The organism is Maribacter polysiphoniae, from assembly GCF_003148665.1.
Lineage (GTDB): Bacteria > Bacteroidota > Bacteroidia > Flavobacteriales > Flavobacteriaceae > Maribacter_A > Maribacter_A polysiphoniae.
On sequence record NZ_QGGQ01000016.1, the window covers coordinates 30,434 to 56,416 of the forward strand.

Annotated in this window: 26 protein-coding genes, 1 tRNA gene and 1 pseudogene; 15 read left to right on the forward strand and 13 right to left on the reverse strand. The window is 40.5% G+C overall.

Translation table 11 applies throughout. The annotated features are described in order from the left end of the window. The first annotated feature begins 143 nt into the window (after positions 1–143). Positions 144–1,574, forward strand: a complete 1,431-nt coding sequence (locus LX92_RS21205) for an SLC13 family permease (RefSeq protein ID WP_109654943.1) — start codon at positions 144–146, stop codon at positions 1,572–1,574. Positions 1,575–1,631: 57 nt separating this feature from the next. Here LX92_RS21205 and LX92_RS21210 read toward each other — a convergent pair whose 3' ends face one another. Both LX92_RS21210 and LX92_RS22555 read right to left on the reverse strand, forming a co-directional pair. Further along, positions 1,632–2,039, reverse strand: coding sequence for a hypothetical protein (locus tag LX92_RS21210; RefSeq protein ID WP_109654885.1), 408 nt, complete (start codon positions 2,037–2,039; stop codon positions 1,632–1,634). 414 nt (positions 2,040–2,453) lie between these two features. Then, on the reverse strand, positions 2,454–2,690 hold the full coding sequence (locus LX92_RS22555; RefSeq protein WP_170117918.1) for a hypothetical protein: 237 nt from the start codon (positions 2,688–2,690) through the stop codon (positions 2,454–2,456). A gap of 304 nt (positions 2,691–2,994) precedes the next feature. Here LX92_RS22555 and LX92_RS21220 point away from each other — a divergent pair, with 304 nt between their 5' ends. Then, a complete protein-coding gene (locus LX92_RS21220; protein ID WP_109654889.1) occupies positions 2,995–3,429 on the forward strand; it encodes a Spy/CpxP family protein refolding chaperone in 435 nt (144 codons plus the stop codon). Positions 3,430–3,464: 35 nt separating this feature from the next. Here the strand turns inward: LX92_RS21220 and hemL are convergent, their stop codons facing one another. The 4 genes from hemL to LX92_RS21240 are packed head-to-tail and all read right to left on the reverse strand — an operon-like array spanning position 3,465 to position 6,842. Next, entirely contained in the window at positions 3,465–4,754 is a 1,290-nt protein-coding gene (gene hemL / locus LX92_RS21225; RefSeq protein ID WP_109654891.1) for a glutamate-1-semialdehyde 2,1-aminomutase, read from the reverse strand. A gap of 2 nt (positions 4,755–4,756) precedes the next feature. Continuing rightward, positions 4,757–5,599: a glucosaminidase domain-containing protein gene (locus tag LX92_RS21230; protein WP_109654893.1), complete on the reverse strand. Its 843-nt coding sequence runs from the start codon at positions 5,597–5,599 to the stop codon at positions 4,757–4,759. Then, complete coding sequence (locus LX92_RS21235; RefSeq protein ID WP_109654895.1) at positions 5,596–6,501, reverse strand: 1-aminocyclopropane-1-carboxylate deaminase/D-cysteine desulfhydrase; 906 nt, start codon at positions 6,499–6,501, stop codon at positions 5,596–5,598. The genes LX92_RS21230 and LX92_RS21235 overlap by 4 nt, the downstream gene beginning before the upstream one ends. 11 nt (positions 6,502–6,512) lie before the next feature. Next, positions 6,513–6,842 (reverse strand): hypothetical protein, encoded by a 330-nt coding sequence (locus LX92_RS21240; protein WP_109654897.1) that lies wholly within the window; start codon positions 6,840–6,842, stop codon positions 6,513–6,515. Positions 6,843–7,046: 204 nt separating this feature from the next. Between LX92_RS21240 and LX92_RS22560 the strand changes: the two genes are divergently transcribed. The 4 genes from LX92_RS22560 (at position 7,047) to LX92_RS21255 (ending at position 11,012) form a co-directional block, all read left to right on the forward strand. Then, positions 7,047–7,205, forward strand: a complete 159-nt coding sequence (locus LX92_RS22560; protein WP_170117919.1) for a DUF5522 domain-containing protein — start codon at positions 7,047–7,049, stop codon at positions 7,203–7,205. 77 nt (positions 7,206–7,282) lie between these two features. Continuing rightward, positions 7,283–7,852, forward strand: coding sequence for a DUF4136 domain-containing protein (locus LX92_RS21245; protein ID WP_109654900.1), 570 nt, complete (start codon positions 7,283–7,285; stop codon positions 7,850–7,852). 104 nt (positions 7,853–7,956) lie between these two features. Beyond that, the gene (locus tag LX92_RS21250) at positions 7,957–9,720 is read left to right on the forward strand and encodes an aromatic amino acid hydroxylase (RefSeq protein ID WP_109654902.1); all 1,764 of its coding nucleotides are present in this window, start codon (positions 7,957–7,959) and stop codon (positions 9,718–9,720) included. Between the two features lie 32 nt (positions 9,721–9,752). Beyond that, positions 9,753–11,012, forward strand: coding sequence for a glucuronyl esterase domain-containing protein (locus LX92_RS21255; RefSeq protein ID WP_223308446.1), 1,260 nt, complete (start codon positions 9,753–9,755; stop codon positions 11,010–11,012). Between the two features lie 6 nt (positions 11,013–11,018). On the opposite strand, the gene LX92_RS21260 is transcribed toward LX92_RS21255, so the two are convergent. The 3 genes from LX92_RS21260 to alaS form a co-directional block, all read right to left on the reverse strand. Next, complete coding sequence (locus LX92_RS21260) at positions 11,019–11,645, reverse strand: DUF4230 domain-containing protein (protein WP_109654904.1); 627 nt, start codon at positions 11,643–11,645, stop codon at positions 11,019–11,021. 84 nt (positions 11,646–11,729) lie between these two features. Then, positions 11,730–12,692 (reverse strand): GSCFA domain-containing protein, encoded by a 963-nt coding sequence (locus LX92_RS21265; RefSeq protein WP_109654906.1) that lies wholly within the window; start codon positions 12,690–12,692, stop codon positions 11,730–11,732. Between the two features lie 4 nt (positions 12,693–12,696). After that, on the reverse strand, positions 12,697–15,312 hold the full coding sequence (gene alaS, locus LX92_RS21270) for an alanine--tRNA ligase (RefSeq protein WP_109654908.1): 2,616 nt from the start codon (positions 15,310–15,312) through the stop codon (positions 12,697–12,699). A gap of 104 nt (positions 15,313–15,416) precedes the next feature. Between alaS and LX92_RS21275 the strand changes: the two genes are divergently transcribed. The 6 genes from LX92_RS21275 (at position 15,417) to LX92_RS21300 (ending at position 19,105) form a co-directional block, all read left to right on the forward strand. Further along, on the forward strand, positions 15,417–16,394 hold the full coding sequence (locus tag LX92_RS21275; protein ID WP_109654910.1) for a M23 family metallopeptidase: 978 nt from the start codon (positions 15,417–15,419) through the stop codon (positions 16,392–16,394). Continuing rightward, positions 16,394–16,723, forward strand: a complete 330-nt coding sequence (locus LX92_RS21280) for a MerR family transcriptional regulator (protein WP_109654912.1) — start codon at positions 16,394–16,396, stop codon at positions 16,721–16,723. Before LX92_RS21275 ends, LX92_RS21280 begins: the two co-directional genes overlap by 1 nt. A 22-nt stretch (positions 16,724–16,745) precedes the next feature. Continuing rightward, the gene (locus tag LX92_RS21285; protein WP_109654914.1) at positions 16,746–17,345 is read left to right on the forward strand and encodes a LemA family protein; all 600 of its coding nucleotides are present in this window, start codon (positions 16,746–16,748) and stop codon (positions 17,343–17,345) included. 9 nt (positions 17,346–17,354) lie between these two features. Continuing rightward, positions 17,355–17,792 carry a TPM domain-containing protein gene (locus LX92_RS21290; RefSeq protein WP_109654916.1) on the forward strand — a complete coding sequence of 146 codons (438 nt, stop codon included), beginning with the start codon at positions 17,355–17,357 and terminating at the stop codon, positions 17,790–17,792. Beyond that, the gene (locus tag LX92_RS21295) at positions 17,773–18,564 is read left to right on the forward strand and encodes a TPM domain-containing protein (protein WP_109654919.1); all 792 of its coding nucleotides are present in this window, start codon (positions 17,773–17,775) and stop codon (positions 18,562–18,564) included. Before LX92_RS21290 ends, LX92_RS21295 begins: the two co-directional genes overlap by 20 nt. A 76-nt stretch (positions 18,565–18,640) precedes the next feature. Further along, positions 18,641–19,105 carry a hypothetical protein gene (locus tag LX92_RS21300; RefSeq protein WP_109654921.1) on the forward strand — a complete coding sequence of 155 codons (465 nt, stop codon included), beginning with the start codon at positions 18,641–18,643 and terminating at the stop codon, positions 19,103–19,105. 11 nt (positions 19,106–19,116) lie between these two features. Here the strand turns inward: LX92_RS21300 and der are convergent, their stop codons facing one another. Both der and LX92_RS21310 read right to left on the reverse strand, forming a co-directional pair. Continuing rightward, positions 19,117–20,421 carry a ribosome biogenesis GTPase Der gene (gene der, locus LX92_RS21305; RefSeq protein WP_109654924.1) on the reverse strand — a complete coding sequence of 435 codons (1,305 nt, stop codon included), beginning with the start codon at positions 20,419–20,421 and terminating at the stop codon, positions 19,117–19,119. Between the two features lie 96 nt (positions 20,422–20,517). Beyond that, positions 20,518–21,243 carry an acetyltransferase gene (locus LX92_RS21310; protein ID WP_109654926.1) on the reverse strand — a complete coding sequence of 242 codons (726 nt, stop codon included), beginning with the start codon at positions 21,241–21,243 and terminating at the stop codon, positions 20,518–20,520. Between the two features lie 132 nt (positions 21,244–21,375). On the opposite strand from LX92_RS21310, the gene LX92_RS21315 reads away from it, so the two are divergent. Then, positions 21,376–21,867 carry a GTP-binding protein gene (locus LX92_RS21315; protein WP_170117920.1) on the forward strand — a complete coding sequence of 164 codons (492 nt, stop codon included), beginning with the start codon at positions 21,376–21,378 and terminating at the stop codon, positions 21,865–21,867. A 1-nt stretch (position 21,868) separates the two neighbouring features. Here the strand turns inward: LX92_RS21315 and era are convergent, their stop codons facing one another. After that, positions 21,869–22,759: a GTPase Era gene (era, locus tag LX92_RS21320; protein ID WP_109654928.1), complete on the reverse strand. Its 891-nt coding sequence runs from the start codon at positions 22,757–22,759 to the stop codon at positions 21,869–21,871. Beyond that, positions 22,746–24,110, reverse strand: coding sequence for an alanine/glycine:cation symporter family protein (locus tag LX92_RS21325; RefSeq protein WP_109654930.1), 1,365 nt, complete (start codon positions 24,108–24,110; stop codon positions 22,746–22,748). The genes era and LX92_RS21325 overlap by 14 nt, the downstream gene beginning before the upstream one ends. Before the next feature lie 189 nt (positions 24,111–24,299). On the opposite strand from LX92_RS21325, the gene LX92_RS21330 reads away from it, so the two are divergent. Together LX92_RS21330 and LX92_RS21335 are read left to right on the forward strand one after the other, a co-directional pair. Then, a tRNA-Met gene (locus LX92_RS21330) sits at positions 24,300–24,372 on the forward strand. A gap of 297 nt (positions 24,373–24,669) precedes the next feature. Next, positions 24,670–25,835 (forward strand): annotated as a pseudogene (locus LX92_RS21335) (IS3 family transposase); the annotation flags it as partial. Positions 25,836–25,983 lie beyond the last annotated feature (148 nt).

Genomic DNA, 25,983 nt, shown 5'->3' on the forward strand with positions numbered 1-25,983 from the left:
ATTACTGATTAAAATTATAAAGTAAAGCAAAACCCTAACTTGGTAAAATAACCCTGTTAGGGTTTTCTGTTTATTCGTGTATTTCAGTGGGGCCTTGTTTTATGTTTAAAAAAAATCCTAGTTTAGGGGATATAATAATTCCTATGACGCTAGGCAGAAAACTAGGGCTCTTTCTTGGGCCAATCTTATTTTTTATTATTCTAAATTCCCCTGTATCCCTTATCTCTGAAAAGGGGGATTCGGTAATTGCCGTTGCCCTATGGATGGTTATTTGGTGGATTACCGAAACCGTATCAATATCGGTAACGGCCTTATTGCCGCTCATTCTTTTCCCTATTTTGGATATTATGCCCATAGGTGAAGTAGGGGCAAATTATGGCAGCCCCATTGTATTTCTCTTTTTTGGCGGCTTTGTAATGGCCTTAGCTTTGGAAAAGGTGAACCTTCATCGAAGAATCGCCCTGAACATCATCAAATTGACGGGAACCACACCGAACAAGGTGGTTCTTGGGTTCATGATTGCCACAGCGACCTTGAGTATGTGGATCAGTAATACGGCGAGTACCGTGGTTATGTTACCTATTGCGATGTCGGTCATTGGTTTATTGATCAATGATAAAGACGGATTTACAAAGAATGACAAGAATTTTGCCTTGAGTGTAATGTTGGGAATTGCCTTCTCAGCCAATGCCGGAGGAATAGCGACGGTCATCGGTACCCCTCCCAATTCTGTAATGATCGGCCTGCTGGAAAATGAATATAATATCGAAATTTCCTTTTTAAAATGGATGGTGATAGGTGTTCCGTTCTCGGCGATAATGATCACCATTATCTATTTTGTTCTTGTAAAATGGATGTTCCCCAATAAGGAATTGAAATTTACCGCATCAAAAGAAGTGATACACACCGAACTGGAAAAACTGGGCCCAATGGGCGGAAAGGAAAAGATGGTCTTGACCATCTTTGGAATTACCGTGTTTCTATGGGTTTTCAGAACACTGATCAACTCGATATTCCCGGAACTAGGTCTTTCCGATACTATTATAAGTATGGTTGCCGCTGTATTGTTATTTGCTACTCCTTACAATATTAAAAGGGGTGATTTTATTATTGAATGGAGTGACACCCAAAGATTGGCTTGGGGAATATTGGTCCTGTTTGGAGGGGGGTTGGCTTTGGCCAAGGGCATGTCGGTCAGTGGCATCGTGGATTTGGTTGCCAATGCGATAGCCGCTAGTGAAATCAGTATTTTATTCACGGCCATCCTACTTATATTCCTAATGCTGTTCATGACCGAATTAATGAGCAACGTTGCGTTGATCGCCGTTTTGGCCCCGGTCGTTGCGGGTATTGCCATAGGCTTGGACATTCCTGTACTTTATTTATTGATTCCCGTTACCATGGCAAGTAGCTGTGCCTTTATGCTTCCGATGGCAACCCCACCGAATGCCATAGTCTTTGCTAGTGGTTATATCAAAGTACATGAGATGGCACGGATTGGAATTATACTAAATTTGGTAGCGGTAGCCCTATTGACACTTCTGTTCCAATTTGTGGTACCCTTGTTATTCTAACTAAAAAACCCCCGTTATTACGAGGGTTTTTATTCAATCTATTAAAGACGGATGTTCTTATTTTGAAAATGCATCAAAATTTTCCGGCAGGTATTGTTCGGTGTCAAAACCTAGCACAACAGGTGCATCCCCAACAACGTCAATATAATTTATACTTTGTACATCTGAAGGATACGCATATGCGTCAAATCCTTTAGGGAGATATTGTTTGGTATCCAAATCAATGATCGACCCTTCCTTGATATAGGAAACATCAGATAGATCAAAGTAAAACTCATGGGCATTAAAGTCCTCTGGCAAATAGTCAGAGGTATTAAAACCAAGTTCAACCTCCATATCATCTTCGATATAATCGATAGAATTGATATCTAAATTATCATCATCTTTTTTCGAGTCATTCGCAAATATCCCATTTACAAACAGTAATCCTGTTGTAAGGCCCAGTAAAATTGTTTTCTTATTCATAACACTTAAGGTTAAATTCAATGCAAAGGTATAACAGACTAGAGCAATTATTATTGTTTCCGATGTTGTGGACCATGGAAAAACGGCAGTAGTATAAAATCAATTTCGCAACTACCATCATTCCAAATTACCAAAATGATAATTCCTATAGATCAGGTTTACCTGGCTCGCATGATTTCAATTGGAATATTATGAAGGGAATAAATCGTCCTAAGAGTGTTATTTTTTTGTTAATCGACAAAATTTCAACTGTTTATCGATGAAAAACACTGTTCTGCCCTAAATAAAATAAAGCCATTGCAATGCAACAGCTTTATTTATTGACTAATTCAAATTCCGATTACCATCGGTGAAGAAAAAAATGAAAATTCTCTACTAATAAGACTACATAGTTTTTAAAATGTTACAAGTATTTCATGAATCTTTACTTTTTTCAAAGAATAATTGATGTATTACCAAAAAATATAAAGTTGCCTGAACAAATGCATGTTTCTTCGATAAACCTAAGAACCAAACCACATAAATAGGATATTTCACCATATAAAAACCGTTATTGGCAACAATCTGAAATTTCATGATTAATTGATTCTTATCTTTGATAGTGTAATCAAAAACCCCCAACATCATGTCATATAAAATTAAGAGTCTCATATACTTTTCTTGTTTTTTGGCTGCTACTCTAACTTACTACGCCATCGATACTGAAAATCAAAACCCTGATGTTAACGTTAATGAGGACTTCGCTGAGTTGCAACAGACGGAAGCTGTTTCCCTAGACCTAAACAATACACTTAAATAAAAATATCTTAACCTAAAAAAAAGGGTCTGGTCTAACCAGACCCTTTTTTTTTACACCAGTTTTAAACTCGTTAATAAAGTCACAAAATCCATAGTCCAATTAAACCTATACAACCTTATCAAGTCATACTATCAAAATTCATTAAAAACAAAACACATGAAAAAAGTAATAGTATTGATTGCCTTGATAGTAGGTACTACCGCTATGGCACAACAAAGAAAAGACGGTAAAAGAAATTCGATGAAGGATATGACCGCCGAACAGATGGCTACCCTTCAGACCAAAAAAATGACATTGGATTTGGATCTTACCGATGCCCAGCAAACCAAAATCCTTGCTTTGAACTTGGAAAATGCCAAAAAAAGAAAAGCCAAGATGGAGGAGCGTCAAGCCATGAGGAATTCTGGAGACCGTCCTAAATTAACTTCTGAGGAAAAATATGCGATGCAAGCTGAACGACTTGACGCCGCTATTGCCCATAAAGCAGCACTTAAAAAAATATTGAACGATGATCAATATGCGAAATGGGAAATGACCCGAAAAAAAGGGGGTGACCGTAAAGACAAAGGGAAACGCTCTAAGAGAAAATAATAGGATAGAAAAAAAGGCGCTTATAGCGCCTTTTTTTATTTTAGTTCATCTACAATATTGTCCAGGGCCTTTATCGTAAAATCCAAATCACCATACGTCAGGGCATCATTCAAGAAATAACTTTCAAAGGCACTGGGAGGCAAGTAAACACCTCCCCGCAACATACCGTGGAAATATTTTTTAAAGGTATCATTGTTCCCCTTGGCCGACGAGGCAAAGTCTACAACAGGTTCATCCGTAAAATGTACCGACATCATACTTCCATATCGATTGATTTGATGTGGAACCCCATTTTTTACCAAAACTTCCTCCATCCCTTTGTGAAGGTAGGCTGTTTTATCAGCCAAACTTTTAAATACCTTCGGATTCGCTTCCAATTCGGTAAGCATGGCCAATCCGGCACTCATAGCCAAAGGGTTACCACTTAAGGTCCCTGCCTGATAAACAGGTCCGTCCGGGGCCAAATGATCCATAATCACATCCTTTGCCGCAAAAGCGCCAACAGGCAGGCCACCACCAATGACCTTACCAAAGGTCACAATATCGGCGTCTATCCCCAATGCTTCCTGGGCACCGCCCTTTCCTAAACGGAAACCGGTCATTACCTCATCGAAAATCAATAAGATCCCTTCTTGAGTACAAAGTTCCCTAAGTCCTTTGATAAATCCATCTGAAGGAATTATACATCCCATATTCCCTGCTATAGGCTCAATAATCACGGCGGCAATAGCCCCTTTATTGGCCTTTGTCAATTCTTTTACACTTTCCAAATCATTATAATTGGCCAGTAAGGTATCTTTCGCTGTACCTTGGGTCACCCCTGGACTATTGGGGCTACCGAAAGTAACCGCCCCACTACCCGCTTGGATCAAAAAGGAATCGGAATGGCCATGGTAACAGCCCGCGAATTTAATGATCTTATCCTTACCGGTATAACCCCGTGCCAAACGTACGGCACTCATACAGGCTTCGGTACCACTATTGACGAATCTTATTTTATCGATATTGGGAACCATATTTACGGCAAGTTTCGCCAATTCCGTCTCAACCTCGGTCGGCATACCAAATGAGGTTCCTTTTTTGGCCTTCTCAATAACCGCTTCGATTACGGGTTCATAGGCATGTCCCAATATAAGCGGGCCCCATGATGCGATATAATCTATCAGTTTATTGCCATCCTCATCATACAAATATGCCCCTTTGGCACTCTTTACAAAAATCGGGTCTCCCCCTACGGCTTTAAATGCCCTAACCGGTGAATTGACTCCCCCCGGAATATATTTCCTTGCCTCAGCGAACAAGGCACTACTTCTTTGATAAACCATTCTTATTTTTTGCTTAATTCAGTTTGGACCCTAATCTTCTGTCCTATCGCTAAATTGTTCGAATTCATATTGTTCATTCGTTTTATCTCATCCACAGAGATAAAATATCTTCTTGATATTGAATACAATGTATCCCCTTTTTGAACCACATGCACCTTGTTTTCAAAAGATTTTGGCTCCCTTATTGCAATTGCATTGTTCAACCGTACCCCTTTATCAAATCTATATAGCTTGTGTTTCTCTATAAGGTAAATGAGTTTCTGGGGATATCTATGATCCGTGGCATAACCTGCCTGACGAAGCCCTTTGGCCCAACGCTTATAATCAGTACTAGCATAATCGAACAAAAAGGCATATCGGGCACGGCTAGATAAAAACTCGCTATGGTCGCGATAGGAATACATCGGATGGTTATATTTCCGAAAACACTCCCCTTTTTCATCATCGTCATGAAAATCGTAATCGCCCTGCCAACCTTTATGGCATTTGATACCAAAATGATTATTGGTCTTAACGGCCAACTCCCCTTTGCCCAAACCGCTTTCCAATAAACCTTGTGCCAAGGTTATACTCGCTGGAATACCATAAGCCTTCATTTCATATTGCGCGATTTCCGAAAACGTTTCAATGTATTCCTCAACAGAGCCTATAGAGAATCTTTGAAACCTCCCTGTATCCTTAGGTAATGGATATAATCCCTTGGAATCATAACCATCATTGGCTTCTTCCTTTACAACCGTTACAGTTTTGTGATTTGACCTGTCGGAATGGGTAGTCCGCTTCTTGGCTTTGCAACCAATCAGCATAATTCCTAAGATCGTGAATAATACCAGTCTTTTCATCATAGGTTAATCAATGGTAAGTTTTTCTTTTTCAATTTGGAGTTCATTCCTGTAATTCCCTGTAAACCTCCGGTATGTATGGCTAATATTTTAGTCCCAGGTTCAAAACTATCCTTGTTGACCATATCCAGTATCCCAAACAACATTTTAGCGGTATAAACCGGATCCAATGGTACCTGGGTCGAACGTTTAAAATCATTTATAAAATCGATAAGCTCGACGGATACCTTCGCATACCCGCCAAAATGATAATCCGTTTGTAATTCCCAATTATCCTTATTGACAAATTTACGAATATCTTCCTTTAAAAAACCCCCTTTTAACGCAGGGAACCCAAAGACCTTTTGTTCCGGTTCGGTTGCATTGATTATTCCCGCAATGGTACCTCCTGTACCCACACTACTGCAGATGATATCAAAGTCCTTATCTCCCCCTGTCAATATCTCTTCACAACCTTTAACGGCCAAATCATTGGTGCCGCCCTCGGGCAATAGATAAAAGTTATTGTATTCTGATTTCAAATAAGCTGAAAATTCCGCCGTGTGCTTATTTTTATAAATACTTCGTGGCACAAACTTCAATTTCATTCCCATTCCGGCCGCTGTAGCCAAAGTTGGATTGTCACGCCATTTAAAAGCCAATTCCTCACCACGGATAATACCTACACTCTGAAGCCCATTTTCCTGGGCCGCACAAGCAGTAGCGGCTATATGATTGGAATATGCCCCCCCGAAAGTCAGAAGGGTATCAACCTTTTCAGATATGGCCTTCTGGGTATTGTACTTTAACTTCCGATATTTATTGCCGGAAATAAAAGGATGGATACGATCTTCCCTTTTTATAAAGAGCGATATCCTTTTGGATTCCAGTATTGGGAGATTTATTTTTTGGTTCTCTGTTCGCACATGAATGAAATTCAGCGCCAAAGATATTTAATAAAGCTGAAAGATGGGCGATTGGCAATATAATCCAAGTTTTTTTCATTGTGATAGGCTTCCCGTTCAAAACTTAAATTCTGGTAAGCCTTATAACTGTCATAGTAATACAGTGATCTTATAATCCATTCAGAGATATACAGAATATAAAAAGGGACAATCAACAATTCTTTTTGCTGCCTAAGATGGATTTTCTCATGATTAATGAGATAAACATCCTCTTTTAGGGCATCATTTTTCAAAAATATGAAAGGCCAAAGGGAAAGGCCCACATAATTTTTGTAGAAAAAATGTTTAAAGACTAGAATCATATCCTGTAATAATAACGTCTCTATTCAAAGATAATTGTTAAAATTTGACTTCCCCTGTGTATCCGGACTTGTTACCAACAAATTCGTTCAACGATACTTTTTGGCCAAAGTTCCCATAAAACCGAGGCTTTCGCCAATTTAAAGTATACTTTTCAACAGAAACCATTAATTTTACAAAACAGGACAAAAACCATTCCAGCCCAAATGAAAATAAACATTCCACCCGAAGAAGGTGATTTTTACCTCTCAGAATCCGGTTTTAGGGTTTTTACGGAACAGTACCACCTAAAACGCGGCTATTGTTGTGAGAGTGGCTGTAGACACTGTCCATATGGATATGATCCCAAGACGAATTCGCAGTGATAATCAGGGCTTTCGGCACGATTTTTGAGCATAAAAAAACATGTTAGGTAGCATTAATTCAAAAAGAAATAAAAGTTATGAAAACAATGAAAATTCTCGCACTACCGATCGTGGCACTGCTTTTTTTGAGTTCCTGTGTTTCGGTCCGTGTTTTATCCGATTATGACAAGGACGCTAATTTCAACAGTTACAAAACCTATGCTTTTTACAAGACAGGTATTGACAAGGCACATATTTCGGACCTGGATAAAAAAAGGATTTTAAAGGCCATTGATTCAGAATTGAGTTCAAGGGGCATGGTTAAATCTGAAGATCCTGATGTCCTGATCAGTATATTCACCAAAGAAAGGGAACAAGTGGATGTTTACAATAACTACTGGGGCGGACGCTTTGGCTGGGGATGGAGTCCTTATTACTGGGGCGGTTATGGTCCAGGATGGGGATGGGATAACCCGGCAGTAAGTACGCGAACACAAGGTTCGCTTTACATTGATTTGATCGATGCCGAAAACAAGGAGCTCGTATGGCAAGGCAAAGGTGTTGGATCCTTGAGCTCTTCCAATAATATTGAAAAGAAAGAAGAACGTATTAGGGAGTTCGTTACGGAAATACTGCAACAATACCCTCCAGGAAATACCTCAAAATAAAATGATCAAACCGCCTTTTATTGGCGGTTTTTTTTGTGCCTTGTCCCCTTTTCAAGACAAAATTTCAATTTCGTAACTTTAATGCAAACATAAACTGAATCAAGGTGTCATACGAGAGTAATCCAATTCTAGACAAGCTCCCAAAACATTTGAGGCAATATATAAAGCCTCAGGATTATACCGACTATACGGCAATAGACCAGGCCGTATGGCGATATGTAATGCGGAAAAATGTGGATTACCTCAGTAGCGTTGCCCATTCGTCCTATTTGGACGGATTAAAAAAAACCGGCATTTCAATTGACCAAATTCCGAACATGTATGGTATGAACCGGATTCTTAAGGATATTGGTTGGGCGGCCGTTGCGGTTGATGGATTCATCCCCCCTTCAGCCTTTATGGAATTCCAGGCCTATAATGTATTGGTCATTGCCTCGGACATACGCCAACTGGAACACATTGAATATACCCCTGCCCCGGACATTATACATGAAGGTGCCGGGCATGCCCCGATAATCGCCAATCCGGAATATGCCGAATATTTAAGGCGCTTTGGGGAAATCGGTTGCAAAGCCATTTCGAGTGCCAAGGATTTTGAATTGTATGAGGCCGTACGCCACCTCTCCATTATCAAAGAAGCTTCGGGTACTCCCAACAGTGAGATCACGGCAGCGGAAAAACACATTGAGGAACTACAACAGAACATGGGCCAACCCAGTGAAATGGCCCTCATTCGCAATCTCCATTGGTGGACTGTGGAATACGGTCTTATCGGCACTTTGGACAACCCCAAAATCTATGGTGCGGGCCTATTGTCATCTATAGGTGAAAGCGCATGGTGCATGACGGACAACGTTAAAAAAATACCATACTCCATTGAAGCCGCACATACAGCCTTTGATATTACAAAACCACAGCCTCAATTGTTCATTACTCCTGATTTTGCTTTTTTAAGCCAGGTTTTGGAAGAGTTTGCCAACACCATGGCATTGCGACAAGGTGGATTGAAGGGCATCAATAAGTTAATCCACTCCAAGGAACTCGGCACTGTCGAATTAAGTACCGGACTTCAAATTTCGGGCAATTTTGAAAAGGTTATCACCCATGAGGGCAAACCGGTGTTCTTTCTTACCAAAGGACCAACTGCACTGTCATACCGGGAAAAAGAACTGGTGGGCCATGGAATCGAAAAACACCCAACGGGTTTTGGAAGTCCAATTGGAAAACTGAAAGGCATTAACCTGGCCATTGAAGATATGAGTCCCAGAGACCTTAAAGCCTATAATATATATGAAGGTGAACAAGTTACCCTTGAATTTGAGGGAGAGATAAACGTTACCGGTCAAATAGTTACCGGGACCCGGAATTTGAGGGGGGAAATTATCCTAATAACCCTAAGAAACTGTGCTGTTGCGCACAATGGCAAATTGCTTTTCCAATCCCAAGACGAGCTTTATCATATGGCCATAGGGGAACGCATTGTATCGGCCTTTAACGGTCCTGCCGACCTAAACAGCTTTAACTTGATACACCACGATATAAAAACGTTCACAAAAAAACCGAAGAAAGACCACAAACGAATACTGTTGGAACAACTCTACCAACAAGTGCGGGATTTCAGGGAAAGAAAGAACACTACAATTTCACGAAATAAAGTCTTTAACGAAGTTAAGGGGAATTACCCCGAAGACTGGTTGTTACCTATAGAACTCTATGAACTAGCGCAGTCAAACGGCGATACTGTTTTTGCAGCTACCATTCGTGAACACTTAGAAAAAGTAAAACAAGATCAGCCAAAATTAGGGTATTTGATAGATGACGGGATCGACCTGGTCCATAAAAATTTACAAACCCACCCGACCAAATGAAAATTAATGACCAATCTAAATAACCCGACACCATGAAAACCTATGCTATAATCATTATATTATTTTTTGGCACCATGTGCCATGCCCAATCACAAGCCAATTATGATGAAACAAAGGTTCCCAAATTTACATTGCCGGATGTATTAACTTCCTTTAGTGGTAACCCTATCACCAATCAAACGGAATGGGAAGAAAACAGGCGTCGTGAGATTTTGCAATTCTTTGAAAAGCAAGTTTATGGAAAGGTTCCCGATCGGTTGGATGAGTTTGGCTTTAAACTTTTGGAAGAAAGCAATGACGCCTACGGCGGAAAAGCAAGGCGCAAACAGATTGCCATTACCTTAAAGAAGAACAAAAAAAGCATTACCTATTATATGCTTATTTATCTTCCAAAGGGAAATCCGACAGCACCTGTTTTCCTTGGTTATAATTTTTATGGCAATCATACGGTGACCAATGACCCGAAGGTGCAAATCACAAAAGCTTGGGTAAAGAACAATGATGCTTTGGGCATAACGGACAACAAAGCGTCAGAGAGTAGCAGAGGGGTAAGAACACACCGATGGGCCATAGAAAAAATGTTGGACAATGGATTTGGCATTGCTACGATATACTATGGTGAGATTGACCCGGATAAAGACGATTTCTCAGATGGCATACATCCGCTATTTTACAGAGACGGACAATCTAAGCCAAAAACGAATGAGTGGGGCAGTATTTCGGCTTGGGCCTTTGGTTTGAGCAAGGCAATGAACTACCTCGAAAGCGACGTCAATATCTCCAAAGTATTTGTTTTTGGACATTCACGCTTGGGCAAAGCAGCTCTATGGGCCGGAGCTACCGACAAAAGGTTTGCTGGAGTCATAAGCAATAATTCAGGTTGTGGCGGTGCTGCCTTGAGCAGACGTAAATTTGGTGAAACCATCGAGCAAATCAACACCTCTTTTCCGCATTGGTTTGCAGATAGCTTTTTAAAATACAATAACAATGAAAGAACGCTTCCTGTCGACCAACATCAATTATTGGCTTTGGTAGCGCCAAGACCTTTATACGTGGCCAGTGCGCTTGATGACAAATGGGCCGACCCAAGGGGTGAGTTCCTTTCTACCTATTATGCGTCCTCCGTTTATGGATTATATGGCAAAAAAGGAATAGGTACCAAGGAAATGCCCAAGACCAATGCCCCCATCCAAAATACGGTAGCGTATCACATTCGCACGGGCAAGCACGATGTCACGGATTACGATTGGGAAAACTATATAAAATGGGCAAATACCTTTGTAAAAAAGTAAGCAACACTAATCCGTAGAAAATTTGTCCAGCCCCCTTAAGCCATCCATATCTTCGATATTCCTATCGCCATAAACCAGTGTCCAACCCATGGAGTTTGTTAGAATATAAAATTTGGAAAGCTCGCTGATCAACCTATTTTCGGCATTCGATCGTAAGGAGGAAGCCTCAATCTTTTTCATAAGTGATGCCTGCACATTCCTCTTGATCGTATTGTAATCCGAGGCATTGAAGGGATTCAGGTAATCCGCTGATACATCGTAATACTCAAAGTCAGGGTTGATTTTGATTTCCGGTTCGGGAATACTTTTGATGCGCAATGTCTTGGTCAATTCATCTACCTCAAAATCAATTTTACCCAAATCATAGGTCACCAAAACCTCAGCATTTACAACAACCAAAGCTTTTTTATCGGCCGTGATCAAAGCTCCAAATAATTCTTGGGAATCCTTATAGGTATATACCTCGGCAAAATGACCTTCGGTAACAATCAATTTAGACACGTTATCGATTTGTTGTTGGATGAGCATGGAGTTTTCCTTCAAAATGGATTTCTTTTCCCTATCATCCCAACAAGAACGTACAACCAAGACCAAAGACAAAGTGACTAGTGCACCGATTAAGATTCTTTTCATAATTTAAATTCAAAGTAGTAGTTGATTTCCAAAAAAAACAAACCCTCCATATTGCCGTCCCTGTATTTGGACCAGCAGATCAACTCAATTGTTGAACGTCATGAATGGATGTAACTTTTGCAGCCTTGTGATTTTTTCATGCAACTTTTCTAAAAACTTCCGATGCTGTTCCGATTCGGGATAAAACGCTCGATGCTTTAGGCCTTTTTGTATATCATCAACAGCTGCCATGGTTTGTCTGGCATTCCCTGAAATCCATACATAATTGAATTTCTCCCAGATATAATCCACTGCCAATTCATTCGGATGTACCATGTCGGACTTGTAAAAACGGTAGTCCCTAAGTTCGTCCATCATAATCTCATAGGAGGCAAAATAACTCAAGGCTTCCGTATACTTCCGCGATTGAAGTACTTGATGCAGGGCCGATAACAAATGTGCCTTGCTCCGTTGGTTTTCAACAAATCCATCCTTGAGATGCCTTACCGGCGAAATGGTAATTACAATCTTGACCTTGGGATTAACAGCTAGCAATGCATCAATTGTATGTTCAAGGCTTTCACTAATATCCTCAATTGAAAGTAATTCCTTGGAAAAAGCTTTTTGGGGCACCTTATGGCAATTGGCCACGACCGAATTGGTCTCAATATGACGATAAACCCATGCCGTACCTAAGGTAATCAACACGTGGGAAGCTACCGAAAGTTCTTTCCTTGTTTGGGATAAGCCTTTGTTCAATCCCAAGAGCAAGTTCTCTTTGGATGCATCACTTAAATCAGAATGGGCATCAAAACAATGCCATTGTTCATTATGATAAAATATATCGCTTTCCTTATATTCTTCCTCTTGAATGGACTTCAAGATCAATTTCCCAATCGCTTTGGGATGAAATAAGATTCCAAACGGATTCTGAAGCACCCTAAACTTGAAATAATCCAATTTAGCACCCATATTCTCTACAAAACAAGACCCCATCAACAACAAACGACTATGGTAATCAATTTGATCACTGACCTGTTGTAAGGGTACCTGGGTTTGTAGTTTCATGTATTTAGCTAAGATATTCCTTTACCTGTGCCAAGGCTTTATCAATGCCCTCCGGATTCTTTCCTCCTGCTGTTGCGAAGAAAGGCTGGCCTCCACCACCACCTTGTATAAACTTGCCCAACTCCCTAACAATGGTCCCGGCATTCAGATTCTTTTTCGCGACCAATTCCTTGGAGATATAACAGGAAAGGAGTGCCTTTCCATTTTGCTCCGTACCGAAAAGCATAAACAGGTTGTCTTTGTTGTTGCCCATTTCAAAGGAAAGATCTTTTATGCCTGCGGCATCCAAATCAAGCTTTTTGGCCAAGAAATGCACCCCATTGATGTCTTCCAATTCAGCAAGCAATTCCCCCTTAAGATTTTTGGCCTTATCCTTCAATAGGATTTCAACTTCCTTCTTTAATTTAATATTCTCTTTCTGTAAGGCCTCGACAGCTTTTACAGGATCTTGGGCATTGTTCAGCAAATCCTTGATTTCATATAGACTTCGATTATTCTGATGATAATAATCCTTTACCGCATCCAAGGTAATAGCCTCTATTCTACGGACTCCTGCTGCAACCGCACCTTCCGACCTGATTTTAAAGTGCCAAATGTCACCCGTATTCTTAACATGGGTACCTCCACACAATTCCACCGATTGTCCAAAGCGGATGGTTCGAACGGCGTCACCATATTTTTCACCAAATAGCGCCATAGCACCTTCCGCAATTGCCTCTTGCATGGGTACATTCCTTTTTTCCTGCAGCGGCAATTGTCCATCAATCCTAGCATTTACAAAATTTTCCACAGTCCGTAGCTCCTCGGTGGTCATTTTGGTAAAGTGTGAAAAATCGAAACGCAAATATTTCGAGTGCACGGCAGAACCCTTTTGTTCTACATGGGTCCCCAAGACTTCCCGAAGTGCCTGGTGCAATAAATGTGTAGCCGTATGGTTGGCTGCCGTTCGTTGACGCTGTTTCTTGTCAACCACAGCCTTAAAAGTTTCAGAAGTGTTCTTTGGCAAGTGTTTGGCAAAATGTACGATTTCATTGTTTTCCTTTTTGGTATCCAAAATATAGTACACATCCCCATTAGGAGCCTCCAAATACCCTTTATCACCTACTTGCCCTCCTCCTTCAGGATAAAAGGGTGTTAAGTTAAAGACCAATTGATACTGCTCCCCTTCTTTCTTCGAGGTCACTTTCCTGTATTTGACCAATTTCACTTGGGTTTCCAAAATATCATACCCTACGAATTCCTGTTCTGAGTCATTCATCAAGATTTCCCAATCTTCCTTAGCCACTTCAGAGGCCGACCTTGATCGGGCTTTCTGTTCCTGCATGGCCTCATGAAATCCCTTTTCATCGAGTGTATATCCTTTTTCCTCAAGAATCAATGCCGTAAGGTCAATCGGAAAACCATAGGTGTCGTACAACTCAAAGGCTTTTCTACCCGATACTTCCTTCGCTTTGGTCTGGCCCATCACATTATCCAACAAAACCAAACCTTGTTCCAAGGTGTGCAAAAAGGAATGTTCTTCTTCCTTGACCACGTTCTCGATCAATTGACGTTGTTCTTTGAGTTCAGGAAAAGCCTCTCCCATTGATTCGGCAAGGACCTTCACCAAACGATACATAAAGGGTTCTTTGGTGTCAAGAAAGGTAAATCCGTACCGAATTGCCCTTCTTAGAATCCTACGAATCACGTAACCAGCTCCCGTGTTACTCGGTAATTGACCGTCGGCTATTGAAAAAGCCACGGCCCGTATATGGTCGGCGATAACCCGAATGGCAATATTGGTATCCTCCTTTTTACCGTAATCCTTTCCGGTAATGGTTTCGATCTCGCGAATGATCGGGGTAAACACATCGGTGTCGTAGTTAGACTGAACGCCTTGTAAAACCATGCACAACCTTTCAAACCCCATTCCCGTATCGACATGTTTTTCGGGCAAAGGCTCCAGACTACCATCGGCCTTACGATTGTATTGCATAAAAACCAGGTTCCATATCTCAACGACCAAAGGATGGTCTTTATTGACCAATGAAGCACCGGAAATTTTGGCCTTTTCCTCAGCTGGGCGAATATCCACATGTATTTCAGAGCACGGACCACAAGGGCCTTGGTCGCCCATTTCCCAAAAATTATCCTTCTTATTCCCCATAATGATCCGGTCTTTGGGTACGATGGCACTCCATAAACCATAGGCCTCATTATCCATTTCGAGATGATCGGCATCATTACTTCCTTCAAAGACTGAAACATAGAGACTATCCTTATCTATTTTCAAGGTCTCGGTCAACAATTCCCATGCCCATTCAATAGCCTCTTTCTTAAAATAATCACCAAAACTCCAATTCCCCAACATCTCAAACATGGTATGGTGATAAGTATCTTTCCCTACTTCCTCAAGGTCATTGTGTTTACCACTCACCCTAAGACATTTTTGGGTATCTGCAACACGGCTGTTTTTCGCCACACTATTGCCCAAAAAGAACTCCTTAAACTGGTTCATTCCAGCATTGGTGAACATCAAAGTCGGGTCATCCTTTATGACCATTGGTGCAGAGGACACGATTTTATGGTTCCGTTCCTTGAAAAAGTTTAAAAAATGGGCCCTAATTTCCTTGGAATTCATCTAAAATGGTAAGGTTTTAATAATTTCAACAAATTGTGCCAAACAATTTTTATATTTGTTTGTTCGCGTTAAACGAAAGCACAAAAATAGGATAAAATCCATTCATGTCTAAAGTAAAGTACTATTACGATCCGGATACACTTTCATACCGAAAGATAGAGCCTAAAAAATCCAGGCGATACCGGAATATTGCATTGTTTTTGCTAGGGTCATTCCTCTTTGGGTTTCTTTCATTGATTCTTTTATTGAACACCAACCTAATAAACACCCCAAAAGAACTTTCCTTGCAGCGTGAGGTCAAGAACTACGAACTCCAATTTGAACTTCTCAATAAAAAGATGGAACAGATTGAAGAAGTTTTGGCCAATGTGGAAGAGCGTGACAACAACATCTACAGATTGTATTTTGAGGCGAACCCCATTCCCGAGGAACAGCGCCGTGCCGGCTTTGGCGGTATAAATAGATATAAGTCCCTCGAGGGCTTCAATAATTCGGAAATGGTAATTGCCACAACAAAAAGACTGGACATTATCAAAAAACAACTCGCCATACAATCCAAATCTTTGGACGAAATTACGAAATTGGCCGAGGAGAAAGAAAAACTTTTGGCAGCCATACCGGCGATTCAACCTGTAAACAATGAAGACCTTACCCGAATGGCTTCCGGCTATGGTTGGCGAACGGATCCTTTTACAAAGGCACGGAAGAAACATTGGGGAATGGATTTCACCGCCCCTAAAGGCACACCCATTTATGCTTCGGGAGATGGCACGATCATTAGGGCAGACAACAATTCCTCAGGCTACGGCAAGCATATCCGGATCGACCATGGATATGGATATATAAGCCTGTATGCCCACATGAGCAAATACAACGTAAAGAAAGGGCAGAAAGTCAAACGAGGGGACCTAATCGGGTTCGTGGGCAATACTGGGCGATCCGAAGGACCACATGTACATTACGAGGTTTGGAAAGACAATGAAAGGATTAATCCCATAAACTTCTATTACGGCAGTTTGACACCCGAGGAATTCACGAACATGTTGAAATTTGCCAATCAAGAAAACCAATCCTTGGATTAATGCATATAGACTTACCCGAAAAACGATATTACGGCATTGGTGAGGTAGCCAAGGCATTTGGGGTGAACACCTCATTAATACGTTTCTGGGAAAAAGAGTTTGATGCCCTAAAGCCTAAAAAAAATGCCAAAGGCAATCGCAAATTTACCCCACAGGATATAAAAAACCTTCAATTGATCTATCATTTGGTCAAAGAACGGGGTTTTACCCTCGAAGGTGCCAAAACCCATTTAAAGGAAGAAAAACAAAAAACCTTGTCAAATTTTGATATTATCCAGAAATTGGAATATGTCAAAAGTGAACTTGTTAAGATAAAAGATCAACTATAAATAACTTCTAACACACACTATCATGAAAAAATGGTTAATACCTTTAATAATACTCGCTGTAATAGCTTTTGGACTTTACCAATGGGGAGTAGGCTTCAACAATACGGCTATTGAACTCAAAGAAACTTCGACCAAGACCTGGGCCAATGTAGAAAGTTCTTACCAACGTAGAAATGACCTTATAGACAACCTGGTAAAAACCGTTCAGGGAGCTGCAGATTTTGAAAGAGGCACCCTAACAGATGTTATCGAAGCCCGGGCAAAAGCCACTTCAGTATCTATAGACCCAACCAATATCACCCCTGAACAATTGGCCAAATTCAATGAAGTACAAGGCGGATTAAGTGGCGCACTGAAAAGCCTTTTGGTAACGGTAGAACGGTATCCTGACTTGAAGGCCAACCAAAACTTTTTGGAATTGCAATCCCAATTGGAAGGTACTGAAAACCGGATCAATGTAGCGCGTGACCGTTTCAATGCCACGGTAGAACCCTATAACAAACACATAAAGACCTTCCCAAATTCAATATTGGCAGGGTTATTCAATTTTGAAGAGCTTTCCTATTTTAAATCCGAGGCAGGTGCTGAACAGGCTCCTGACGTGAATTTTGATTTTAAATAGCCCCTGATTATGTCTCGAGTAGAAAAATTTTTAACGGCAGAGGAAGAACAAGAAATTGTTCAGGCGATTGTCGATGCCGAAAAAAATACTTCCGGGGAAATACGGGTACATTTAGAGCCCCATACAAAAAAGGACCTACTTGATAGGGCCAAGGAAGTATTCCATTCACTGAAAATGGATAACACCAAAGAAGAAAACGGAGTACTGATCTATGTTGCTGTAAACGATAAGAAATTTGCTATTTACGGTGATCGGGGCATTGACAAGGTTGTGCCTGAAGATTTCTGGGACACCACCAGGGACACTATTGCATCGCATTTTAAAGACGGAAGGTTCAAACAAGGCCTCATTGAGGGTATATTGAACGCCGGAAAGGAGTTGGAAAGACATTTTCCATGGCAACATGGCGATGTAAATGAGCTGAGCAATGAAATATCTAAAAACTAGTATACTTGTATTGTTTCTTTTCTGGGGTTTGGGTTCTTTCGCCCAGTTCCAAATTCCTGATAAACCAAAAGAGGAAACCAGTGTTTACGACTATATCAATCTCTTAAGCGAAGGCCAGAAAAATAGTCTGGAACAAAAGCTTATCCGTTATTCAGACAGTACTTCCACCCAGATTGTGGTTGCCATTATCCGTTCTACCGAAGGGGAGGAAATTAATTACCTCGGAGCAAATTGGCTCACCGACTGGGGCATTGGACAAAAGGGGAAAGACAATGGAGTATTAATTATTTTAGCCAAAGACGACCGGAAAATCGGTATCAATACGGGTTATGGTGTCGAGGGTTCGCTGACCGATGCGATGTCTAGAAGGATTATCGAAAATGTTATCATCCCCCATTTTAAACAAGACGATTATTATGAAGGTCTGAATAGTGGTAGTGATGCCATTTTTCAGGTCCTTCAGGGTGAATTTCAGGAAGAACGCTCTTTTAACAACAATACTGGTTTTCCGTTGGATGCTTTTTTGCCCATCATCATTTTTATTGTCATCATGATCATACTCTCCAGTCGCAACCGAAGAAATGGTGGTGGCAAAGGTGGTGGCAGAAAGTCAGGACTCGACCTATGGGATGTGATCATCCTTAGCAATATGGGTCGTGGAGGCAGTTCAGGTGGTTTCGGTTCCGGTGGTGGCTTCGGAGGCGGAGGCGGCTTCGGTGGTGGCTTTGGCGGCGGCATGGGTGGCGGAGGTGGCGCTTCCGGTGGCTGGTAATCATAATTTGCACCTTTTCCTTTGAGGATTACAAGCAACCTTTTCCTCTTTTTTCCTCTTATCAATAAAAAGACATATGATTTTAAGGAAGATTTTTATTGGTGCCCTCTTTTTATCTTTTATTTTTTGTTGTGAGGATGATAAAAACGATTGTTCCGCGGTTTTATGTTTGGGTTCCCCTTCGATAGGTTTTGATATTATCGCTGATGGATCCAATGTGTTCTCCGATGGAAACTATTCCCTGGAAGATATTACCATTGAGGGTGAAACAGCCTTGGAAACGAATCTTTACCTTGTATCTGATTTGGATTCCAACCAAAACCCCATTCTTTTCATTCAAAATCCTGATTGGACAGAAGGCAACTATTCATACACTTTGCTGATTGGTAATGATTCGCGACTTGAATTGAAGGCAACTTTTATTGAATTGGAGGCTGTGAACAGTTCCTGTTGTGGAAATGTCGCCTTTTTACAAAGTCTGGAAATTGACGGCACCCCTGCCCAAATGGCCAACAGTATCTATATTATTTCACTTGACTAAAATTGATTCAACTACTTCTTACGCATAAAGACCATAATCGGAACCCCAGTGAAATCAAAATTTTCCCTTAGTTTATTCTCCAAATATCTTTTGTAAGGTTCACGCACGTACTGCGGCAGGTTACAGAAAAATGCAAATTGCGGATAAGGCGTTGGTAATTGGGTACAGAATTTGATTTTCACAAACTTACCCTTATAAGCAGGAGGTGGGTAATTTTCAATGATGGGCAACATAATATCATTGAATTTACGTGTCGGTATTTTTGCACTTCTGTTATTATACACCTGTACCGCCGTTTCTATCGCCTTGTAAATACGCTGTTTGGTCAGAGCGGAAATAAAAAGAATAGGAACATCGGTAAATGGCTCAATGGCCTTTTTTATCTTTTCGGTATATTGTTTCATGGTGTTGGTTTCCTTGTCTTCCACCAAATCCCATTTATTCACCAAAATTACAATCCCCTTATTATTTCTATGGGCCAGCCAAAATATATTGGCCACCTGACCATCGAAACCTCGGGAGGCATCCAATATCAAAAGACAAACATCACTATGTTCAATGGCACGTACCGAACGCATGACCGAATAAAATTCCAGATCTTCCTTAACCTTTGATTTTCGGCGTATTCCCGCCGTATCTACCAAATTAAACTCGAATCCAAAACGATTGTATTTGGTATCAATACTATCCCGTGTAGTACCGGCAATATTGGTGACGATATATCTTTCTTCCCCTATCAAAGCATTGATGAAGGATGATTTTCCCGCATTTGGCCTACCCACAACAGCAAACCTTGGCAACTCATTTTCCTCTTCTTCATTATCGGGTAATACCTCAACCAAAGCGTCAAGCAATTCCCCTGTACCACTACCATTTATACTTGATAGTGGATAATACTCCCCTAATCCGAGTCCGTAAAATTCAACAGCATCCTCGGCACGTTTTGCATTATCTACCTTATTTACCGCTAAAAACACTGGTTTGTTTGCCCGTCGTAATAATATGGCCACATCCTCATCCATTCCTGTAACCCCACTTTCGACGTCGACCATAAAAATCAAGGCATCTGCCTCTTCAATGGCCAATTCTACCTGTTTATCTATTTGTTGCTCAAAGACATCATCACTTCCTAGTACATATCCTCCGGTATCGATCAAGGAAAATTCTTTACCGTTCCAATCACTCTTACCATAATGCCTATCACGGGTTACCCCACTAACGGCATCAACAATTGCTTCCCTCCTCTGGATCAATCGATTAAAAAAGGTCGATTTCCCAACATTAGGTCTTCCAACAATAGCGACAATAGCACCCATACAACTTTAATTTTGTGCAAAGGTAGTATAAATAAAACGTCAATAGTATTACTTTAGGTCAAATGGAGAGATGTTTTCGATAGATCGAGAAAGAAATTACCTATACTCGTAATCACTTACCAGTGCTTTTGGCTTTGACGAAATCAATGGTCTTTGCAAAGATAAGTAGGGCTCATTTGCCTTTCGTTTTCTTATTTTTTTTGCTGGACTACCATAACAAACCATATATGAACCAACATCTTTTAAAACCAAAGATCCTGCACCAATTACTGAATAAGGACCAATACTTATATTTTCGATTACAGAAGACCCTAAACCTATAGCGGAGAATACACCTAAATTTACATTACCCCCTGTACAGGCTCTTGGACCCAGACTCGAATATTCCTGCATTAAGCCATCGTGATCCAAAGAAGAATACGTATTCAATATACACTGATCCTCAATTGTCGAATTTGTATTTACAATGACCCCTGCCATAATAGCAACACCTTTTCCTATTTTCACATTCCTCCCGATAATCACACTGGGATGAATAGTTGAAACAAAATGGAATTCAGGTGAAACTTTGGTAATATTCCTTACCATTTGATGTCTATTCCAATTATCGCCTATGGCCACGATCCCGCCATATAGATTATATTTATCCTTTAAATAAGGGAGGTCATACTCAGTACCCAAGATTCTAAGACCACAAAAAACAGTATCCTTTTTCTTAAAGGAATCAATAAAGCCAACAACATTATATTCATCCTCCTTAACAATACAATCAAAAATTGCACTGCCATGTCCAGATGCTCCAATTATTACAATATTTTTCATGCCAAATAGGGGATTTTGGTATTTCGTCGATAAAATAAAACACTTTACCGAAATTCAAATATAGAAAAACATTGTACACCACCGCAATGTTTTTCTATTTTTAGTTACATTTCAACATCGATACGAATAGTTATGAGCATCCTACCCAATGAAATAGTATTACGTCCAAGGTTTCAACTTCAGTTACCGCAATCCAAAGAATCGGTTTTAGATGCCTTTGAAAACATAAACCACCCTCCTTTTGTGGTAAAACGAATGGATGACCATGTTTTTATAAAATTCAATAAGGAAAAAGTCCATTTTTGGTCGCCACAGTTACATTTGGAAATCAATACTACTGAAGAAGGTGGCAGCAGGCTTTATGGTTTGTTCGGCCCAAACCCTACCCTATGGACCTTTTTCATGTTCTTGCATTTTGGGGTAGCCACTATCTTTACCGGATTGGGCATTTGGGCCTATTCCAGTGCCTCTTTGGACAGGCCAATTGGTCTACAAATTGGCCTTATGGTTTTTATGGTACTCTTATGGTTTGTACTCTATGCTTTTGGTAGGACAGGAAGAAGCAAGGGAAAGCCCCAAATGCAAGAGCTTCACAATTTCATGAATGGGAGACTTGGGCTGTAGCTTATTTTTTTTGATTATAACCAAAACGCTTTAATTGTCGGGCGTCGCTTCTCCAGTTTTTATTGACCTTGACATACAACTCAAGATGGACTTGTTTCCCGAAAAACTTTTCCAGGTCCTTACGTGCCTCAACACCTACCCGCTTTAGGGCACTCCCCTTATGGCCAATGATAATACCTTTTTGGGAATCGCGCTCAACCATGATCACCGCTCTCATTCGAATGATTTCAGGCTCTTCAAAAAATTCCTCGGTTTCAATCTCAACGGAATATGGAATTTCTTTCTTGTAAAAAAGCAATATTTTTTCACGAATGGTCTCATTTACAAAAAACCGTTCGGGTTTATCGGTAAGTTGATCTTTAGGATAAAATGCCGGTGATTCCGGAAGTAATTCCAGAATTCGTTCAAACACGCCTTTAACGTTGAAGTTATTCAATGCTGAAATTGGATGGATCTCAACCATTGGCAATTGTTCTTGCCAATATTGTACTTGTTTTTCCAATTCTTCCTGCGTGGAAGCATCTATCTTATTCAATAATAGGAGTACCGGAATTTTGCTGTTCTTGATTTTTTCAAAAAACTGCTCATCCTTTAATGCCTGCTCACCAATCTCAACCATATACAATAGCACATCGGCATCTTCAAAGGCTGATTTTACAAAATCCATCATCGAAGACTGCAACTCATAGGCTGGTTTGATTATGCCAGGGGTATCTGAAAGAATCATTTGAAAATCATCCCCATTCACAATCCCCAAAATCCGGTGCCGGGTCGTCTGCGCCTTTGAGGTTATGATAGAGAGTTTCTCGCCCACGAAGGCATTCATCAAGGTGGACTTGCCCACATTCGGGTTTCCGATAATATTTACGAATCCTGCTTTATGCTCTGCCATTCTTCAAATTTTTAAAATACTCATTTGCTGCCTTATTCACTTTGGGTGCCAATAATAGTACTGCGATCATATTCGGTATTACCATTAGCGCATAGGATAGATCGATCAGGTTCTTGACCAATTCCAACGACGCAACGGCCGCAAAAACAATCATGATCACAAAGTACCAATTATAATATCTACCAATTTTTGCATTCGTAAGAAACGATAAACACTTAACACCATAATACGAATAGGTAAATAACGTTGATAATGCAAAGGCGGTCACAATCAACATCAATAGGCCATCACCATAACCAAAAAGTGTCTTTTCGAAAGCCGAAAGGGTCATTACGATACCACTTTGATCTTCCAGATATGCACCACTAAGGATGATAACCACCGCCGTAAAGGTACAAACCATTATGGTATCTATAAAAGGCCCCAACATCGCGACCAAACCTTCCTTTATAGGATTATCCGTTTTGGATTGGCCATGATACATTGGTGCACTCCCCAGACCAGCCTCATTGGAGAACATGGCCCTACGGACACCAATAATCACCAAGCCCCAAAATCCACCGGTAACCATGGTATCAAAATTCCAAGCTTCTGTAATGATCATTTGGAGTGATGGGATTATTTGGGAAGCATTCATCACCATAACCACGATTACAGCAATCAAATAGACGGCCACCATAAAAGGTACAATGGCTGAGGCCACCTTCGCGATTTTTGTCAAACCTCCAAAAATAACCAAAGAGGTAACCAAGGCCAAAACCAAACCTATGGTCCATTTCCAATTGACATCACTCATCCCATATATGGTTCGTGACGGTTCCACCACACTCATAAAAGTCTCTGTAAATTGATTCGCCGTAAACACGCCTAAAAAACCAAATAATCCGCAAATCGCAAAGAAAACGGCCAAGGGTCTTGCTTTCTCCCCTAAACCTTGGGTTATATAGTACATGGGACCACCTTGCAGATTACCTTGGGCATCGGTCTTTCTAAACATTATTGAAAGACTACAGGAATAAAACTTGATACACATACCAATCAATGCGGTCATCCAAATCCAAAAAACAACTCCGGGACCACCATCGTGAATGGCAATGGCCACTCCCGAAATATTACCTAACCCTACTGTGGCAGCAACCGCTGCCGAAAGCGCCTGAAAGGAACTGACATCACCTTTAGCATGCTTGCCATCATATTTACCCATGGTAATGGCTATTGCATGACCAAAATACCGATAAGGTAATAATTTAGAATAAAACACAAGAAAGAGTCCGCCAAGTATAAGAAGAATGAACATAGGCCATTCTGTATAGGGCAACATCTTTGCTATAAAATCATTGATAAGGTCCATGGGCTATAAAAATCCGAAGATATGGATTTTTAAGAGTTTTCACCGAAGGGCCGTATTAAAAAGATTATCGCAACAAGTTTTGATTATACCAAGAAACCGTTGTATATTTGTCGCCCGTTACAAATAGTAGCGCTCTTCTTGTCAGTGTCATGAGCTGAAGTTGCAAAACAAGACAGAAGAAACCCATATCGCGGGGTAGAGCAGTAGGTAGCTCGTCGGGCTCATAACCCGAAGGTCGCTGGTTCGAGTCCAGTCCCCGCTACTAGAGAACAAAGGGCTTCCGAGAAATCGGGAGCCTTTTTTTTATTTCACCTAGTACAGAATAAGTACAGAATTGCTACTTTTTGTGTAAAACAATTTTATTTATTCCTAATTGATTTTATTTGATTGATTGAAAAAAATGGGTTATGAATAATTGATTTAAATTATCCACCAAAAACCTTTTGCATTTTAAAGCATAACTATGTCATTAAAAAAAGTGGACTTACTATATTTAACTGGACATAAAGTTAAGAGCGTGTAGGCTGTTTATATTAATTTTGAAAAAAATTAAGAGAAAAGGAATTACACGGTAGAGTTTAAACAAAAAGCAGTGGAACTGAGTTATGCCCGTGGCAGTGTCGTGGAAATATGCAGGAAACTGGACATACCTTGATCGGTATTGAGGCGCTGGCGAAGGGAATCCAGGGATTTTGGAAACAATAGTTTTCCGGGAAAGGGGAATCCAAAGCTGACAGACGAGCAAAGGGAGATAGCGGAATTGAAGAAAAGATTGAGGTATGCCGAACTGGAGCGCGATATCCTAAAAAAGGCGATAGCCATCTTCTCCTAGGGCGACAGGAAAAATATAGGTTCATAAAACACCATAAATTTAAATTTCCAGTTGGGAAGATGTGCAGAATGTTCAAGATAAGTAAAAGTGGTTATTATAATTGGTTGCGTCGCGGCCCATCCAAAAGGTGGTTGGAAAACGAGGCCATAACTGAAGCTGTCCATGATATTTTCGAAGGTAGCTTTGGGAGTTACGGGGCACCGAGGATCAAAGCGGAACTCTCGAAAAAGGGATATCGAGTCTCAAGGCCCAGGGTAGCCAGGATAATGAGGGCCAATAATCTGTTTGCCAGAAGGAAACGTAAATTCAAGATTACAACGGATAGCAAACACAACTATCCAATAGTCCCTAATATATTAAATCAGGACTTTACAGTCTCTAGGGGAAATTAGGTATGGGTCTCTGATATCACCTATATACAAACCAAACAAGGTTGGATATATTTAACGGTGATTGTAGATCTGTTTCATCGAAAGGTCGTAGGATGGTCAATGAGCGAAACTTTAAGCACTAATGACACTATTATCCCAGCTTGGAAGATGGCCGTTAAATCAAATGCTATTACTAAAGAACTCATATTTCATTCTGATAGGGGATCTCAGTATGCCAGCTATAACTTTACCAATGTTCTAAAAAGTTATGACAGGGCAGTAACACAAAGTATGAGTAGAAAAGGTAATTGTTGGGATAGCGCAGTAGCTGAATCATTCTTTAAAAGCTTAAAGGTAGAATGGGTGTATAAGCACAATTATGGGCCTAGATCAGAAGCTGAGTTATCGATCTTTCAATGGATAGAAACTTGGTACAATAGAAGAAGGATACACTCCACTTTGGGGTATAAAACTATAAAAGAATTTGAAACGGAAATGTATAATCAAAAAATAGCGGCATGAACCTTATCTAATTGTCCACTTTTTTGTTGCAAGTCCATTTCAATTCTTTAATTTTAGAAATGATTCACAGGAACATTGCGATATCGCAATTCGCCAACACGGTTGTGAATTGCTTTCAGTTCTTTAATTTTAAGGATAGTTCACAGGC